Annotated in this window: 17 protein-coding genes; 11 read left to right on the top strand and 6 right to left on the bottom strand. The window is 60.7% G+C overall.

Going from position 1 to position 15,323, the window contains the following annotated elements; genetic code table 11:
* Positions 1–10 precede the first annotated feature (10 nt).
* Entirely contained in the window at positions 11–784 is a 774-nt protein-coding gene (gene hisP, locus ACSBQQ_RS00845) for a histidine ABC transporter ATP-binding protein HisP (RefSeq protein ID WP_004936098.1), read from the top strand.
* 7 nt (positions 785–791) lie between these two features.
* Here hisP and ACSBQQ_RS00850 read toward each other — a convergent pair whose 3' ends face one another.
* The 3 genes from ACSBQQ_RS00850 to yfcG form a co-directional block, all read right to left on the bottom strand.
* The gene (locus tag ACSBQQ_RS00850; RefSeq protein WP_033648057.1) at positions 792–1,706 is read right to left on the bottom strand and encodes a TIGR01777 family oxidoreductase; all 915 of its coding nucleotides are present in this window, start codon (positions 1,704–1,706) and stop codon (positions 792–794) included.
* Between the two features lie 16 nt (positions 1,707–1,722).
* The gene (gene folX, locus ACSBQQ_RS00855) at positions 1,723–2,094 is read right to left on the bottom strand and encodes a dihydroneopterin triphosphate 2'-epimerase (protein ID WP_033635340.1); all 372 of its coding nucleotides are present in this window, start codon (positions 2,092–2,094) and stop codon (positions 1,723–1,725) included.
* A 109-nt stretch (positions 2,095–2,203) separates the two neighbouring features.
* Positions 2,204–2,833, bottom strand: a complete 630-nt coding sequence (gene yfcG / locus ACSBQQ_RS00860; RefSeq protein WP_033635339.1) for a GSH-dependent disulfide bond oxidoreductase — start codon at positions 2,831–2,833, stop codon at positions 2,204–2,206.
* Between the two features lie 233 nt (positions 2,834–3,066).
* On the opposite strand from yfcG, the gene yfcE reads away from it, so the two are divergent.
* Both yfcE and yfcD read left to right on the top strand, forming a co-directional pair.
* Positions 3,067–3,618 (top strand): phosphodiesterase, encoded by a 552-nt coding sequence (yfcE, locus tag ACSBQQ_RS00865; RefSeq protein WP_033648055.1) that lies wholly within the window; start codon positions 3,067–3,069, stop codon positions 3,616–3,618.
* A gap of 99 nt (positions 3,619–3,717) precedes the next feature.
* Positions 3,718–4,263 (top strand): NUDIX hydrolase YfcD, encoded by a 546-nt coding sequence (gene yfcD / locus ACSBQQ_RS00870; protein ID WP_004936086.1) that lies wholly within the window; start codon positions 3,718–3,720, stop codon positions 4,261–4,263.
* A 54-nt stretch (positions 4,264–4,317) separates the two neighbouring features.
* Here the strand turns inward: yfcD and ACSBQQ_RS00875 are convergent, their stop codons facing one another.
* Entirely contained in the window at positions 4,318–5,337 is a 1,020-nt protein-coding gene (locus ACSBQQ_RS00875; RefSeq protein WP_004936083.1) for a LacI family DNA-binding transcriptional regulator, read from the bottom strand.
* 310 nt (positions 5,338–5,647) lie between these two features.
* On the opposite strand from ACSBQQ_RS00875, the gene ACSBQQ_RS00880 reads away from it, so the two are divergent.
* The 5 genes from ACSBQQ_RS00880 to ACSBQQ_RS00900 all read left to right on the top strand — a co-directional run bounded on the left by ACSBQQ_RS00880 (position 5,648) and on the right by ACSBQQ_RS00900 (position 9,685).
* Positions 5,648–6,091, top strand: a complete 444-nt coding sequence (locus ACSBQQ_RS00880; protein ID WP_033653756.1) for a PTS sugar transporter subunit IIA — start codon at positions 5,648–5,650, stop codon at positions 6,089–6,091.
* A gap of 92 nt (positions 6,092–6,183) precedes the next feature.
* Positions 6,184–6,465 (top strand): PTS sugar transporter subunit IIB, encoded by a 282-nt coding sequence (locus ACSBQQ_RS00885; RefSeq protein WP_025303676.1) that lies wholly within the window; start codon positions 6,184–6,186, stop codon positions 6,463–6,465.
* A 23-nt stretch (positions 6,466–6,488) separates the two neighbouring features.
* Positions 6,489–7,868: a PTS ascorbate transporter subunit IIC gene (locus tag ACSBQQ_RS00890; protein ID WP_039564978.1), complete on the top strand. Its 1,380-nt coding sequence runs from the start codon at positions 6,489–6,491 to the stop codon at positions 7,866–7,868.
* A 13-nt stretch (positions 7,869–7,881) separates the two neighbouring features.
* Positions 7,882–8,733, top strand: a complete 852-nt coding sequence (locus ACSBQQ_RS00895) for a transketolase (RefSeq protein WP_033635336.1) — start codon at positions 7,882–7,884, stop codon at positions 8,731–8,733.
* Positions 8,726–9,685 (top strand): transketolase family protein, encoded by a 960-nt coding sequence (locus ACSBQQ_RS00900; RefSeq protein ID WP_039564982.1) that lies wholly within the window; start codon positions 8,726–8,728, stop codon positions 9,683–9,685. The genes ACSBQQ_RS00895 and ACSBQQ_RS00900 overlap by 8 nt, the downstream gene beginning before the upstream one ends.
* 65 nt (positions 9,686–9,750) lie before the next feature.
* Here ACSBQQ_RS00900 and pta read toward each other — a convergent pair whose 3' ends face one another.
* Together pta and ackA are read right to left on the bottom strand one after the other, a co-directional pair.
* Complete coding sequence (pta, locus tag ACSBQQ_RS00905) at positions 9,751–11,907, bottom strand: phosphate acetyltransferase (protein WP_033635332.1); 2,157 nt, start codon at positions 11,905–11,907, stop codon at positions 9,751–9,753.
* A gap of 74 nt (positions 11,908–11,981) precedes the next feature.
* Positions 11,982–13,184, bottom strand: coding sequence for an acetate kinase (ackA, locus tag ACSBQQ_RS00910; RefSeq protein WP_025303669.1), 1,203 nt, complete (start codon positions 13,182–13,184; stop codon positions 11,982–11,984).
* A gap of 358 nt (positions 13,185–13,542) precedes the next feature.
* On the opposite strand from ackA, the gene yfbV reads away from it, so the two are divergent.
* The 3 genes from yfbV to ACSBQQ_RS00925 all read left to right on the top strand — a co-directional run bounded on the left by yfbV (position 13,543) and on the right by ACSBQQ_RS00925 (position 15,309).
* Entirely contained in the window at positions 13,543–13,998 is a 456-nt protein-coding gene (gene yfbV / locus ACSBQQ_RS00915; RefSeq protein ID WP_004936061.1) for a terminus macrodomain insulation protein YfbV, read from the top strand.
* A 142-nt stretch (positions 13,999–14,140) separates the two neighbouring features.
* Entirely contained in the window at positions 14,141–14,635 is a 495-nt protein-coding gene (locus ACSBQQ_RS00920; protein WP_016926898.1) for a YfbU family protein, read from the top strand.
* A gap of 17 nt (positions 14,636–14,652) precedes the next feature.
* On the top strand, positions 14,653–15,309 hold the full coding sequence (locus ACSBQQ_RS00925) for a sugar phosphatase (protein ID WP_033648049.1): 657 nt from the start codon (positions 14,653–14,655) through the stop codon (positions 15,307–15,309).
* The last annotated feature ends 14 nt before the right edge of the window (positions 15,310–15,323 follow it).

The following is a 15,323-nucleotide window of genomic DNA, read 5'->3' on the forward strand; positions in this document are numbered from 1 at the left end:
AAGAAAAACCATGTCTGAGAATAAATTAGCCGTCACGGAACTGCACAAACGCTATGGCGACCACGAAGTGCTGAAGGGCGTCTCGCTGGCGGCCAACGCCGGGGATGTGATCAGCATCATCGGCTCCTCCGGCTCCGGCAAAAGCACCTTTCTGCGCTGCATCAACTTCCTCGAGAAGCCGAGCGAAGGCTCGATCAGCCTGAACAACGAAGACATCCGCATGGTGCGCGACAAGGACGGCCAGCTGAAGGTGTTCGACAAGAAGCAGCTGCAGCTGCTGCGCACTCGCCTGACCATGGTGTTCCAGCATTTCAACCTGTGGAGCCACATGACGGTGCTGGAGAACGTGATGGAGGCGCCGGTGCAGGTGCTGGGGCTGAGCAAGGCCGACGCGCACGAGCGCGCGGTGCGCTATCTGGATAAGGTGGGCATCGATGAGCGGGCGCGCGGCAAATACCCGGTGCACCTGTCGGGCGGCCAGCAGCAGCGCGTCTCTATCGCCCGCGCGTTGGCGATGGAGCCGGAAGTGCTGCTGTTCGACGAACCGACGTCGGCGCTGGATCCCGAGCTGGTGGGCGAGGTGCTGCGCATCATGCAGAAGCTGGCGGAGGAGGGGAAAACCATGGTGGTGGTGACGCACGAAATGGAGTTTGCGCGCCACGTTTCCAACCACGTGATCTTCCTGCATAAAGGGTTGATTGAAGAACAGGGGCCGCCGGCCGAGCTGTTCGGCAACCCCAAAAGCCCGCGCCTGCAGCAGTTCCTGTCCGGCGCGTTGAAGTAACTTCAGATCAGCGGGCTTCGGCCCGCTGATTAATCACGTCATCCAGCGCCTGCTCCAGCTCCAGATAGCGGAAGTGGAAGCCGGCCTCCTCCAGCCGCTTCGGCACCGCCCGCTGGCCGCCGAGCACCAGCACCGCCGCTTCCCCCATCAACAAACGCATGACGAACGCCGGCACCCGCAGAAACGCCGGGCGATCGAGCACGTTGGCCAATTGGGCGGCGAACTGCTCGTTATGCACCGGGTAGGGAGCGACCATGTTGAACGGACCGGTGAGCGTGGCGTGATCCAGCAGATAAATAATGCCGTTGACCATGTCGTCGAGATGGATCCACGGCAGGTATTGGCGGCCGTCGCCGATCGGGCCGCCCAGCCCGAAGCGGAACGGCGGCAGCATTTTGGCCAGCGCGCCGCCCTGCGGCGCCAGCACCACGCCGGTGCGCAGCAGGCAGACGCGGGTGGCGTCGCTCTGCGCCTGCAGCGCCAGCGCTTCCCAGCGTTGGCACAGCTGGTGGGTGAATTCGTCGTGCGGCGGCTCCTCTTCGGTGACCACCGCCTGCCCCTGATCGCCGTAGTAGCCGACGGCGGAACCGGAAATCAGCACGCCGGGCGGCGTGCTGCCGGCCTTGATCAGCTGCGCCAAGCGTTCGGTCAGATCCCAGCGGCTATGACACAACCGCTGCTTCTGCTGTGCGCTCCAGCGCTTGTCGGCGATAGGTTCGCCGGCCAGATTGATCACCGCATCGAAGTCATCCAGCGACTGCCGGTCGTCCAGCGTGCGCCAATAGCTCGGCTGGTCGCCGAGCCGGGCCCGAGCCCGCCGTTCGTCTCGCGTTAGTACCGTAATATGGTGAGAAAGCGCCAGCAGCCTGGCCGTCAGGCTGCTGCCGATCAAACCCGTTGCGCCGGTGATCAGGATCCGCATGGTCGACCTCCCTGAGTTAGTCCCTGCGATAGCTCATGGTCATGGAGACAGAATCGGCGTAGCGCAGAGCCAGAAGTTTATCTATCTCCACTTCAGCATAGGTCACCCAGGCGTGTTCTTTTACGATATCGAGCACATCCTGCGTTAATTTTTCCAGCAACGCGAAACGGTTATCTTCCACATGGCGGATGATCGCTTTGGTGATGGTGCGGTAGTTGAGCGCATCGGCGATGTCTTCGCTGTTGCGCGCCTTGTCCGCCGGGTAGTGGATCACCACGTTGATCAGGATGTCCTGTCGGTTGTTGATTTCCTCTTCCTTGATACCGATGAACGTGCGCAGCCGCAGATTTTTAATGCGGATAACGGCGTCGGGTTGACTGAAAGACATCAGAGATTCTCCATAGGTCTGATTATTGGCGTTCAGAATACACGGAAAGTAGGGAAATGATAACGCAGCGACGATGTGACTCCCCGGTGGCGGGGAGTCGGGGAGGCACTTAGCCCTGTTCGGCCAGTTTGTAGGCGCGCTCGGTCGCCGGGCGGTTGCTGATGCGTTCGAACCAGTTGCGCACCGCCGGGTAATCCGCCAGATCGATGCGCTGGCGCGGATGCGACACCACCCACGGGTAGGTGGCGATATCGGCGATGCTGTAGTTGTCGCCGCCCAGGTACGGGTGCTTTTGCAGTTCGGCTTCCAGCACGCCATACAGCCGCTTGGTCTCCAGATGATAACGCTCGATGGCGTAGGGCACCGGCTGCGGCGCGTAGTGGTTGAAGTGGTGATTCTGCCCGAGCATCGGCCCGAACCCGGCCACCTGCCAGAACAGCCACTGCAGGGTGGCGGCACGTTCGCGCAGGCCCTTGCTCAGCAGTTTGCCGGTCTTCTCCGCCAGATACAGCAGGATTTCACCGGATTCGAACAGGCTGATCGGCTCGCCGCCGTCCACCGGTTGCTGATCGACGATCGCCGGGATTTTGTTGTTGGGAGAAATGCTCAGAAAGTCCGGTTTGAACTGCTCGCCGGCGCTGATGTTTACGCGATGGATACGGTAGGGTAAGCCGACCTCTTCCAAAAACAAGGTGATCTTGTGACCATTGGGAGTAGGCGCGTAATACAGGTCAATCATGTTGCCTCCTGCGGTAAGGTGATCTGTAATTCATTACACGTTGCTGCGGTCTTCGCCGCGCACAAAGGTATATCAGAGATCCAACAATAGCAGCTAAGGATAGCAGGCTATGTGGGATTCGTCCGATGCTATCTGCGCGGTTGGATCACAATTCTCCACCGGGGCGGGCGGCGGTTTGCCGCACGGCGCCGGCGCGGTAAAATGGCGCTTATTTCCCTCTATAGGACAAGGTTATGAAGCTGATGTTCGCCTCGGATATTCACGGATCGCTGCCGGCTACCGAACGCGTGCTGGAATTGTTCGCACAAAACGGCGCCGACTGGTTGATTCTTCTGGGTGATTTGCTGAATCACGGCCCGCGCAACGCGCTGCCGGCCGGGTATCAACCTGCTCAGGTTGCCGAACGATTGAATCGCTATAGCGACAAGATCATCGCCGTTCGCGGCAATTGCGACAGCGAGGTCGACCAGATGCTGCTGACGTTTCCCATCGAGGCGCCCTGGCAACAGGTTTTACTGCAAAAAAGACGATTGTTTTTGACCCACGGTCACCTTTATCATCCCTCGGCACTGCCGCCGTTATCCCGCGGTGACGTCCTGGCCTACGGCCATACGCATCTGCCGCAGGCGGAGCGGCAGGGTGAGATCTATTGCTTCAATCCGGGCTCGGTCAGCATCCCCAAAGGGGGCTTTCCGGCCAGCTACGGCATGTTGGATCGGGGCACTTTGCGCGTGCTGACGCTCGACGGCGGCAAGGTCGTCGCGGAGGTGGCGTTAACACGCTAAACGCACTAATTTATACACACACAATAAAAATCTTTGACAAGCACTCATTGATTAACCAGCGCGCGGGATGCATCGCGCCAAAATAGAAGGTTTTAGAGGATGGCGGAACAGGGTCAGGCTGCAGATACCGAATGGGTTGATATCGTCGACGAGCAAAACGAGGTGATTGCGCAATCCAGTCGTCAACAGATGCGGGCGGAGCGGCTGCGTCATCGTGCTACCTATATTGTGGTGCATGATGGAATGGGAAAAATTCTGGTGCAGCGTCGCACCGAGATCAAAGACTTCTACCCGGGCTGGCTGGACGCGACGGCGGGCGGCGTGGTGCAAAGCGGTGAAAACGTGCTGGACTCGGCGCGCCGCGAGGCGGAAGAAGAGCTGGGCATCGCCGGCGTGCCTTTCGCCGAACACGGTCTGTTCTACTTCGAAGAAGAGCAGTGTCGGGTGTGGGGCGCGCTGTTCAGCTGCGTATCGCACGGCCCGTTCGCGCTGCAGGAAGAAGAAGTGGCCGAGGTGTGCTGGCTGACGCCGGAAGAGATCACCGCGCGCTGCGACGAGTTTACTCCGGATTCGCTGAAGGCGCTGTCGCTGTGGCTGACGCGCAACAACGAACAGGATTACGGCAAGCCGCTCGACAACCACTGAGACGCCAACGCGTAAGAAAGCCGGTCATCGACCGGCTTTTTTTATGGTGCGGATTCAGCAGCTGTCGCGGCGGCACAGCGTGGCGGGCAGGGAGCCTGCCGGCTGCCAGGGCTGCTCGTTTAGCCGCGCCAGCAGCGCCTGGCCGGCCTGAATGCCGATGTCGCGATGCGGAATGGTCATGGTGGTCAGCGGCGGCTGGCATACCCGGCTGAATTCGCTGTTGCCGAAGCCCACCACCGCCAGATTGTCCGGCACCTTGATGCGCCGCCGCTGGCATTCATACAGCGCGCCGCCGGCCAGTTCGTCCGAGGCGCACACCAGCGCGTCCAGCTCCGGCCAGGCCAGCAAGAATTCCGGCAGCTGCTGCGCGCCGGTGCTGAAGCTGGCGGGCTGCGCGGCGTTGATCACCCGATGCGGCGACATATGGTTGCGCAGCAGCGCCTTGTGCCAGCCCTGCAGGTGCTGCTGGAAAATCCACTGTTCCTGGTTGGCGCACAGCAGCCCGATGTTCTGGTAGCCACTGGCGATCACCGTTTGCGTCAGTTGATACATGGCCGCCACGTAGTCGATGCCGATGCTCATGTCGATCGGATCGGCGCGCACGGCGCCGATCTCCACCACCGGAATGTTGGCGGCGATCAGCGCGTTGCGGGCGTTTTGCGAATGCTCGACGCTGAGCAGTACCGCCGCCGCCAGGTTGTAAGAGAGCAGGGTCTCCAGCAGCTTCTCTTCGCGCTCCAGATGGTGCTGCGATTCCGCCAGCATGATGTGATAGCCGGCCGGCTGCAGCACTTTCTGCAGGCCGGCGAACATCTCGGCGCAGCCGGATTCGGACAGGCTGGGCACCACCATGGCGATGGTGTAGGACGAGGCCGATGCCAGCGAACTGGCGGCCAGGTTGGGCAGATACCCCAGTTCGCTCACCGCGGCTTCAATCTTCTCGCGCAGTTTGTCTGATACCTGCTCCGGCGTGCGCAGCGCGCGCGACACCGTCATGGTGCCGACGCCCGCCAGCTGCGCTACGTCAGCCAACGTCACCCTGCCCGTGCTGCGTCGTTTTTTACCGATCGACATGCCTAATCCCGACTGAAATGCGCGCGCGGCGCATAAAAATGGTGAGGGCGGGAAGCCGACGGTGCGGCTTCGACGATCCCCGTATGCGGCACATTCTACCCCGTTACCCGAAAGAGCGAGAAAAAATTGTGGTTAACGCCATGCCGCGGCGCGGCGTTTTGATAGCGCTATCACAGATCTGCATGATAGCGCTTTGGTAGCGCTATCTTTGTGATATCCATCACTGTGTGGCCGGGAGGGGTTGATTAAAGTTTTACCGTCGTCGGTGAATTAATCACCGGCCGAAACCATCAACCTTTAGGAGGGTAACGTGCTGAAAGAGTGGCTGACCGCCGATCATATACAGCTGTGCGAACGGGTGGAGGACTGGCGACAGGCGGTCACGCTGAGCGCGCAGCCGCTGCTGCAAGACGGCGTGATCACGCCGAATTACCTGACGGCCATCTTTCATCAGCAGGAGAAGCTCGGCCCTTACTTCGTCCTGGCGCCGGGCATCGCCATGCCGCACGCCCGGCCCGAAGAGGGCGCCAACGCGTTGGGATTATCACTGTTGAAGATCCATCAGGGGGTGAACTTTCATTCCGCAGATAACGATCCGGTTCAGGTGGTGGTGATGCTTTCGGCGCCCGACGGCGACAGCCACATCGAATTGATTTCGCAACTGGCGGAATTATTTTCAGACAATCAGGCCATGGCGGCGTTATTTCACGCCAAAGATAAACGGCAAATCGAGGATATTATCGCCCGCTATTAACGTTTAATCACCAGGAATACCATCAATGCTAACAACGCCGGGAATATGACCGGCGGCGCTACCCTACACGCTAAATTCAACAGGTGGATATTATGAAAATCATGGCGATCTGCGGTTCCGGTCTCGGCAGCAGTTTTATGGTGGAAATGAACATTAAAAAGGTGCTGAAAAAGATGGGGGTGGAGGCCGAGGTCGAACACTCCGATCTGTCGTCCGCCACTCCCGGCGCCGCCGACGTGTTCGTGATGGCGAAAGACATCGCCGACAGCGCCAGCGTACCGGCCGAGCAGCTGGTGGTGATCAGTAACATTATCGACATTAATGAGCTGGAAGCCAAGCTGCGCGCTTACTTCGAAGCCCACTCAATCATCTGAATAAAACGATTGGCGAGGTGGATATGTTTATCCAGGAAACGCTTAAGTTTGTGGTGGATATATTAAAGGTGCCTTCGGTGCTGGTCGGGCTTATTGCGCTGATCGGTTTGCTGGCGCAAAAGAAATCGTTTTCCGACGTGGTGAAAGGCACGATAAAAACCATTCTCGGCTTTATCGTTCTAGGCGGCGGCGCCACGGTATTGGTCGGGTCGCTCAATCCGCTAGGCGGCATGTTCGAACATGCGTTCAATATTCAGGGCATCATTCCGAATAACGAAGCCATTGTCTCCATCGCGCTGGAGAAATACGGCGCCTCCACCGCGCTGATCATGGCGTTCGGCATGGTGGCGAATATCGTGGTGGCGCGCTTCACCCGGCTGAAATACATCTTCCTGACCGGCCACCACACTTTCTACATGGCCTGCATGATCGGCATCATCCTGACGGTGGCGGGCTTCGAGGGCGTGCAGCTGGTGTTTACCGGCGCGCTGACCCTGGGGTTGGTGATGGCGTTCTTCCCGGCAATCGCCCAGCGCTATATGCGCCGCATCACCGGCAACGACGATATCGCCTTCGGCCACTTCGGCACCCTGGGCTACGTGCTGTCCGGCTGGATCGGCTCGAAGGTGGGTAAAAACTCGCGCTCGACCGAGGAGATGAACCTGCCGAAAAACCTCAGCTTCCTGCGCGACAGCTCCATTTCGATCTCGATGACCATGATCGTCATCTACCTGATCCTGGCGATCTCCGCCGGGCGGGCCTATGTGGAAAGCGAGCTCAGCGGCGGCCAGAACTACCTGGTGTATTCGATCATTCAGGCCATCACCTTCGCCGCCGGGGTGTTCATCATTCTGCAGGGCGTGCGACTGATTCTGGCGGAAATCGTGCCGGCGTTCACCGGCTTCTCGGAAAAGCTGGTGCCTAATGCGCGGCCGGCGCTGGATTGCCCGGTGGTCTATCCCTATGCCCCTAACGCGGTGCTGATCGGCTTCCTGTTCAGCTTCCTTGGCGGATTGGCCGGGCTGTTCCTGCTGGGGCAGCTGAAGATGGTGCTGATCCTGCCCGGCGTGGTGCCGCACTTCTTCACCGGCGCTACCGCCGGGGTGTTCGGCAACGCCACCGGCGGGCGGCGCGGCGCGATGCTGGGCGCCTTCGCCAACGGGCTGCTGATCACCTTCCTGCCGGTATTGCTGCTGCCGGTGCTGGGGGCGTTGGGCTTTGCCAACACCACCTTCTCCGACGCCGACTTCGGCGCGATCGGCATCCTGCTGGGCAATATGGCGCGCTTTATGTCGAAAGAGATGATCATGCTGGTGATCGTCGCCGTGTTCGCGCTGCTGGTGGCGCATAACTTCCTGGGAAAACGCAAAGGCGCGCCGGCCGCTGACCGCGTCGAGAAATAACGAGGGCAGACTGATGAACTACACAACGAGCGAAACGGAAATTGAAGAGCTGCATGCCCTGGCGCGGGCGATCCGCCTGGAAACGCTGAAAGCGCTGACCGGGCTGGGCTTCGGCCACTACGGCGGCTGCATGTCGGTGGTGGAGACGCTGGCGGTGCTGTACGGCAGCGTGATGCGCATCGATCCGGCGGATCCTGACTGGCCGGAGCGCGATGACTTCGTGCTGTCGAAAGGACACGCCGGCCCGGCGCTGTACAGCACGCTGGCGATCAAGGGCTACTTCCCGCTGGCGGAGCTGAAGACCCTCAACCAGAACGGCACGCGTCTGCCGAGCCACCCGGACCGGCTGCGCACGCGCGGCGTGGACGCCACCACCGGTTCGCTGGGGCAGGGCGTGTCGATCGCCGCCGGCATGGCGTTGTCCCATCGGCTGGCGGGGCGCCGCAATCGGGTGTTCAGCATCCTCGGTGACGGGGAACTGAACGAAGGGCAGTGCTGGGAGGCGTTCCAGTTTATCGCCCACCACAATCTGAACAACCTGACGCTGTTCATCGATTACAACAAGCAACAGCTGGACGGCGCGCTGGACGAGGTGATCCAACCGTTCGATCTGGCCGCCAAGTTCCGCGCCTTCGGCTTTGAGGTGCAGACCATCAAGGGTGACGACATCGCGGCGCTGCTGGCGGCGGTGGCGCCGGCGCGCGGCGGCGAACAGCGGCCGCTGGCGATCGTGCTCGACAGCATCAAAGGGCAGGGCGTGGCCTATCTGGAAAACCTGTCGAACTCTCACCACCTGCGCCTGACGCCGGACGTGCAGCAGGAAATCGAAAAAGCCATCGCCGAACTGGAGGCCGCCCATGTTTAACGTAGTGACGCAGTTGGAAAACGACGCCGTCGAAATGCGCAAAGTCTACGCCGGCGCGGTGCGTCGGCAGATTGAGGCGGGCGCGCCGATCATCGCGCTGGAGGCGGATCTGATGAGCTCGATGGCGATGGACGGCGTACACAAGGATCACCCGCAGCACGTGATCAACTGCGGCATCATGGAGGCCAACGTGATCGGCGTCGCCGCCGGGCTGTCGCTCACCGGCCGGGTGCCGTTCGTGCATACCTTTACCGCCTTCGCCAGCCGCCGCTGTTTCGATCAGCTGTTCATGTCGCTGGATTATCAGCGCAACAACGTCAAGGTGATCGCCTCCGACGCCGGGGTGAGCGCCTGCCACAACGGCGGCACCCACATGTCGTTCGAGGACATGGGCATCGTGCGCGGGCTGGCGCATTCGGTGGTGCTGGAGGTGACCGACGCCACCATGTTCGCCGACATTCTGCGCCAGCTGATGGATCTGCGCGGCTTCTACTGGGTGCGCACCATTCGCAAGCAGGCGACGCGCATCTATCAGGAGGGCTCGCGCTTTACCATCGGCAAGGGCAACCTGCTGCGCGACGGCGACGACATTACGCTGATCGCCAACGGCATCATGGTGGCGGAGGCGCTGAAGGCGGCGCAGAGGCTGGCGCAGCAGGGCGTCAGCGCGGCGGTGATCGATATGTTCACCCTCAAGCCTATCGACCGTGAACTGATCAAAACTTACGCGGCCAAGACCGGGCGCATCGTCACCTGTGAAAACCACAGCATTCATAACGGGCTGGGATCGGCGGTGGCGGAGGTGCTGGCGGAAGAGTGCCCGACGCCGATGCGGCGCGTGGGGGTGAAGGAGCGTTACGGCCAGGTGGGCACCCAAGCGTTCTTGCAACAGGAGTATGGCCTGACCGCCGAGCATATTCTGGAGGCCGCCGGGCAGCTGCTGGCGCGTTAGAGAGGATAAAAAGAAAAACGCCGGTCAATGACCGGCGTTTTTTTTATCACCTACCCCGAAGGGTATCAGGCCTTGGCGGCAGCGTCAGCCTGGGAAGACTGGATCGCCGTCAGCGCGACGGTGTAGACGATATCGTCAACCAGTGCGCCGCGCGACAGGTCGTTCACCGGCTTGCGCATGCCTTGCAGCATCGGCCCGATGGAGACCAGGTCAGCGGAACGCTGTACCGCTTTGTAGGTGGTGTTGCCGGTGTTCAGATCCGGGAAGATGAACACGGTCGCCTGGCCGGCTACCGGTGAGTTCGGCGCCTTGGACTTGGCAACGTCGGCCATGATGGCGGCGTCGTACTGCAGCGGGCCGTCGATGATCAGATCCGGGCGTTTTTCCTGCGCCAGACGGGTTGCTTCGCGCACTTTCTCGACGTCGCTGCCCGCGCCGGAGTTGCCGGTGGAGTAGGAGATCATCGCCACGCGCGGCTCGATGCCGAAGGCGGCGGCGGAATCCGCAGACTGGATGGCGATTTCAGACAGCTGCTCGGCGGTCGGATCCGGGTTGATCGCGCAGTCGCCGTAGACCAGTACCTGGTCAGGCAGCAGCATGAAGAACACGGAGGACACCAGCGAGCTGCCCGGCGCGGTTTTGATCAGCTGCAACGGCGGGCGGATGGTGTTGGCGGTGGTGTGAACCGCGCCGGAGACCAGACCGTCGACTTCGCCTTGTTCCAGCATCAGGGTGCCGAGCACCACGTTGTCTTCCAGCTGCTCGCGCGCGACCACTTCGGTCATGCCCTTGCTCTTGCGCAGCTCAACCAGACGCGGCACGTAGTTTTCACGCACGGCGACCGGATCGACGATTTCGATGCCTTTGCCCAGCTCAACGCCTTGCGCTGCCGCGACGCGCTGGATTTCTTCCGGGTTGCCGAGCAGCACGCATTCCGCGATGCCGCGTTCGGCGCAGATGGCCGCCGCTTTCACGGTGCGCGGCTCGTCGCCTTCCGGCAGCACGATGCGCTTGCCGGCTTTACGCGCCAGCTCGGTCAGCTCGTAACGGAACGCCGGTGGAGACAGACGGCGTGAACGCTCGGAGGTGGCGGTCAGCGAGTCGATCCATTCGGTGTTGATGTGGCTGGCCACGTAGTTCTGCACTTTCTCGATGCGCTGGTGGTCGTCCGCCGGCACTTCGAGGTTGAAGCTCTGCAGGCTCAGCGAGGTCTGCCAGGTGTTGGTATCGACCATGAACACCGGCAGGCCGGTCTGGAAGGCGCGTTCGCACAGCTTCTTGATCGGCTCGTCGATGGCGTAGCCGCCGGTCAGCAGGATGGCGCCGATTTCCACGCCGTTCATCGCCGCCAGGCAGGCGGAGACCAGCACGTCAGGACGGTCTGCGGAGGTCACCAGCAGGGAGCCCGGGCGGAAGTGTTCCAGCATGTGCGGGATGCTGCGCGCACAGAAGGTCACGGACTTCACGCGGCGGGTCATGATGTCGCCTTCGTTGACCACGCGGGCCTTCAGGTGGCGAGCCATATCGATGGCGCGGGTGGCGATCAGATCGAAGCTCCACGGCACGCAGCCCAGAACCGGCAGCGGGCTGTTGGCGAACAGCTGCGCAGGATCGACGTGGGCGATGCTGGCTTTGGTGGAGTCGTCGAAGATTTCGGACAGGTCAGGACGGGTGCGGCCCTGATCGTCGACCGGTGCGTTCAGCTTGTTGATGATCACGCCGGTGATGTTTTTGTTCTTGCTGCCGCCGAAGCTGGTGCGCGCCAGTTCGATGCGCTCTTTCAACTGCGCCGGGGAGTCGTTGCCCAGCGCCAGCACGAAGACGATCTCGGCGTTCAGGGTTTTGGCGATCTCGTAGTTCAGCGCGTTGGCGAACTGATGCTTGCGGGTCGGTACCAGGCCTTCGATCAGCACCACTTCCGCGTCTTTGGTGTTCTCGTGGTAACGCGCCACGATCTCTTCCATCAGCACGTCTTGCTGGTTGGAGCTCAGCAGGCCCTCAACGTAGTCCATGCGCAGCGGTTCGGCCGCCGGGATGGTGGAGTTGCTGCGGATGATGGTGGTGGTCTGGTCGAGCGCGTTGTCGCCGGTGCGCGGTTGAGCGATAGGCTTGAACACGCTCAAACGAACGCCTTTTTGCTCCATGGAGCGGATGACACCCAGGCTGACGCTGGTCAGGCCGACGCTGGTGCCGGTGGGGATCAACATAATAGTACGTGACACAGAATAGTCCTCTTCACGATTAACATGAGGCTAAAACAACACCGTCAGCCTGGGCTGACGGTGTTTTGAGTGCATTACGCGGTCAGGCGGGATGCGTCCTGCGCGATGACCAACTCTTCGTTGGTCGGGATCACCAGCGCCAGGCGGCTGCCGTCTTTGGTGATGGCGCCGGATTTGCCGAAGCGAGCGGCCATGTTGCGGTCGTGGTCGATTTCGAAGCCCAGCAGGCCCAGTTTGTTCAGGGTCAGCTCACGCACCATGCCGGCGTTCTCGCCGATGCCGCCGGTGAAGATCACCGCGTCCAGACGGCCTTCCATCAGCGCGCTGTATGCGCCGACGTATTTGGCCAGACGGTGGCAGAACACGTCCATGGCGCGTTTGGCGTCGGCTTTGCTGTCGTAGTTGTCTTCAACGTAACGGCAGTCGCTGGTGACTTCGGTCAGGCCCAGCAGGCCGGATTCTTTGGTCAGCATCTTGTTGATCTGGTCAACGCTCATGCCCAGAGAATCGTGCAGGTGGAAGATGATAGCCGGATCGATGTCACCGCTGCGGGTGCCCATCACCAGGCCTTCCAGCGGGGTCAGGCCCATGGAGGTGTCAACGCACTGGCCGTTGCGCACTGCGGTGACGGAACCGCCGTTGCCCAGGTGGCAAGTGATCACGTTCACTTCTTCCACCGGCTTGTTCAGCATCTTCGCGGCTTCCTGAGTCACGTAGAAGTGGCTGGTGCCGTGCGCGCCGTAGCGGCGAACGCCGTGGTCGCGGTACAGGCTGTACGGCAGGGCGTACAGGTAAGATTCTTCCGGCATGGTCTGGTGGAACGCGGTATCGAACACGGCAACGTTCTTGTCGGCCAGGTTAGGGAAGGATTTCAGCGCTTCCGCGATGCCGATCAGGTGAGCCGGGTTGTGCAGTGGTGCAAACGGCACGGAATCTTTGATACCCTGCAGAACTTCGTCGTTGATCACGGCGGAAGCGGTGAACTTCTCGCCGCCGTGCACGATGCGGTGGCCGATGGCGGTCAGCTGCGCGGAAAGCTCTGGTTTTTGTGCCAGAATAGTATTCACGATGAAGTTCAGCGCTTCGCTGTGTGCAGCGCCGGCCCCCAGGGCAGCTTCGTGTTTGGCGCCGTCCATTTTCCACTTGATGCGAGCTTCAGGCAGGTGGAAACACTCGGCCAAACCGGAGAGGAATTCGTCGCCGTTAACGGCATCGATGATGGCGAATTTCAGAGAAGAACTGCCGCAGTTAAGAACCAGTACTAGCTTACTCGACATGGAAGTACCTACTTAAATAGTCGTGTTGTTAAAAGAAAATCGAAAACACGTGGTGAATTAATCGTCAATCAGACAACAAGCGTAGCGCATAGTGCCGATGACATTTATGATTAACATCATGTGACGTGCACAAATCACAGGATGATGGAAAAACCGATGATTTCTCTGCGGTTTAAATAATCTTGATTTTTATAGGGCTAAAAGTTGACAAAGTTTGCGTCATCTTCTACCGGCCACAAGGCCGGCTTAGGATACCGATAGCCCGGTGTAAACACAAAATAAATTTAAAGCTTCAAATTTTTTAGTATGGTCTCTGGCAGCACGCTTTTAGTTTCTTTACGTGACGTTGAGGTACGCAATGACGAGCAAACCGTCCGGTTCCGTAAGCTGGTTTCAGGTCTTCCAGCGCGGGCAGCATTATATGAAAACCTGGCCGTCGGACAAACGTCTGGCACCGGTCTTTCCGGAGAACCGCGTTGCGCGTGCCACCCGTTTCGCTATCCGTTTCATGCCGCCGTTGGCGATTTTCACGCTGACCTGGCAGATCGCGCTCGGCGGCCAGCTCGGCCCGGCGATTGCCACCGCGCTGTTCGCCTGCAGCCTGCCGATGCAGGGGCTGTGGTGGCTGGGGCGCCGTTCGGTCACGCCGCTGCCGCCGACGCTGCTGCAATGGTTCCATGAGGTGCGCAACAAGCTGACGGAAGCCGGGCAGGCGGTGGCGCCGCTCGAAGGCACGCCGACCTATCAGACGTTGGCCGATCTGCTCAAGCGCGCTTTCAAGCAGCTGGACAAAACTTTCCTCGACGATCTGTAAATGAAAAAAGGCCGCGTTGTGCGGCCTTTCTCGTCAAAGCGCCAATAACCCCGGTTTAAATCAAAGAACGGTCGAGTTGTGATTTCCTGCGTTCTTGCGCTGTGCGATGCTCCCGCCATCACACAGAAATGAGGAAATCCTGATGGAAATGACCAACGCCCAGCGGCTGATCCTGTCGAACCAGTACAAGATGATGACCCTGCTCGATCCGGACAACGGCGACCGTTATCGCCGGTTGCAAACCATCGTCGAACGCGGCTTCGGTTTGCAAATGCGCGAACTGGATCGCGACTTCGGCGAACTGAGCGAAGAGGTGTGCCGCACCATCATCAACGTGATGGAGATGCACCATGCGCTGCAGGTTTCCTGGGGCAACCTGAAAGAGAAGCAGGATCTGGACGAGCGCCGCCTGGCGTTTCTCGGCTTCGACGCCGCCACCGAGGCGCGCTACCTGAGCTACGTGCGTTTCCTGGTCAGCACCGAGGGGCGCTATACTCACTTCGATTCCGGCAGCCACGGTTTCAACGCCCAGACCAAAATGTGGGAAAAATACCAGCGCATGCTGGCGATCTGGCTGGCCTGTCCGCGCCAGTATCACTTGAGCGCCGTTGAGATAGCGCAAATCATCAATGCTTGATTAAGAAGAGGTTTTCTGTGGAGTGTAAGGGTTTTCTGTTCGATCTTGATGGCACCCTGGTGGATTCGCTGCCGGCGGTAGAGCGCGCCTGGACGCACTGGGCCGAACGCCGCGGTGTCAACCCGCAAGCGGTGCTGGACTTCATTCACGGTAAACAGGCCATTACTTCTCTGCGCCACTTTATGCCGGGCGAAAGCGAAGCGGAAATTCAGCGCGAGTTCGAGTTGCTGGAGCAGGTGGAAGCGCAGGATACCGACGGCGTTCGCGCGCTGCCGGGCGCGATTGCGCTGCTGGAGCGCCTGAACGCGCTCGGCATCCCTTGGGCGATCGTCACCTCCGGTTCGGTGCCGGTGGCCGGCGCTCGCCGCCAGGCCGGCGGTTTGCCGCAGCCGGAGGTGTTCATCACCGCCGAGCAGGTTAAACACGGCAAGCCGCAGCCCGACGCCTATCTGTTGGGCGCCGAGCGCTTGGGGCTGGCGCCGCACGAGTGCGTGGTGGTTGAAGACGCGCCGGCCGGCATTCTCTCCGGCCTGGCCGCGGGCTGCCAGGTGATCGCGGTCAACGCGCCGGCGGATACGCCGAAGCTGGAGCAGGTCGACCTGCGGCTGGATTCGCTGGCGCAGATCGCCGTCGATAAAACGGCGCAGGGCGCGATCGTTCGCCGGCTGGCCTGAGCGGCATTATCTTC

Origin of the sequence: Serratia sp. G204Y (assembly GCF_051172435.1) — a bacterium.
Lineage (GTDB): Bacteria > Pseudomonadota > Gammaproteobacteria > Enterobacterales > Enterobacteriaceae > Serratia > Serratia sarumanii.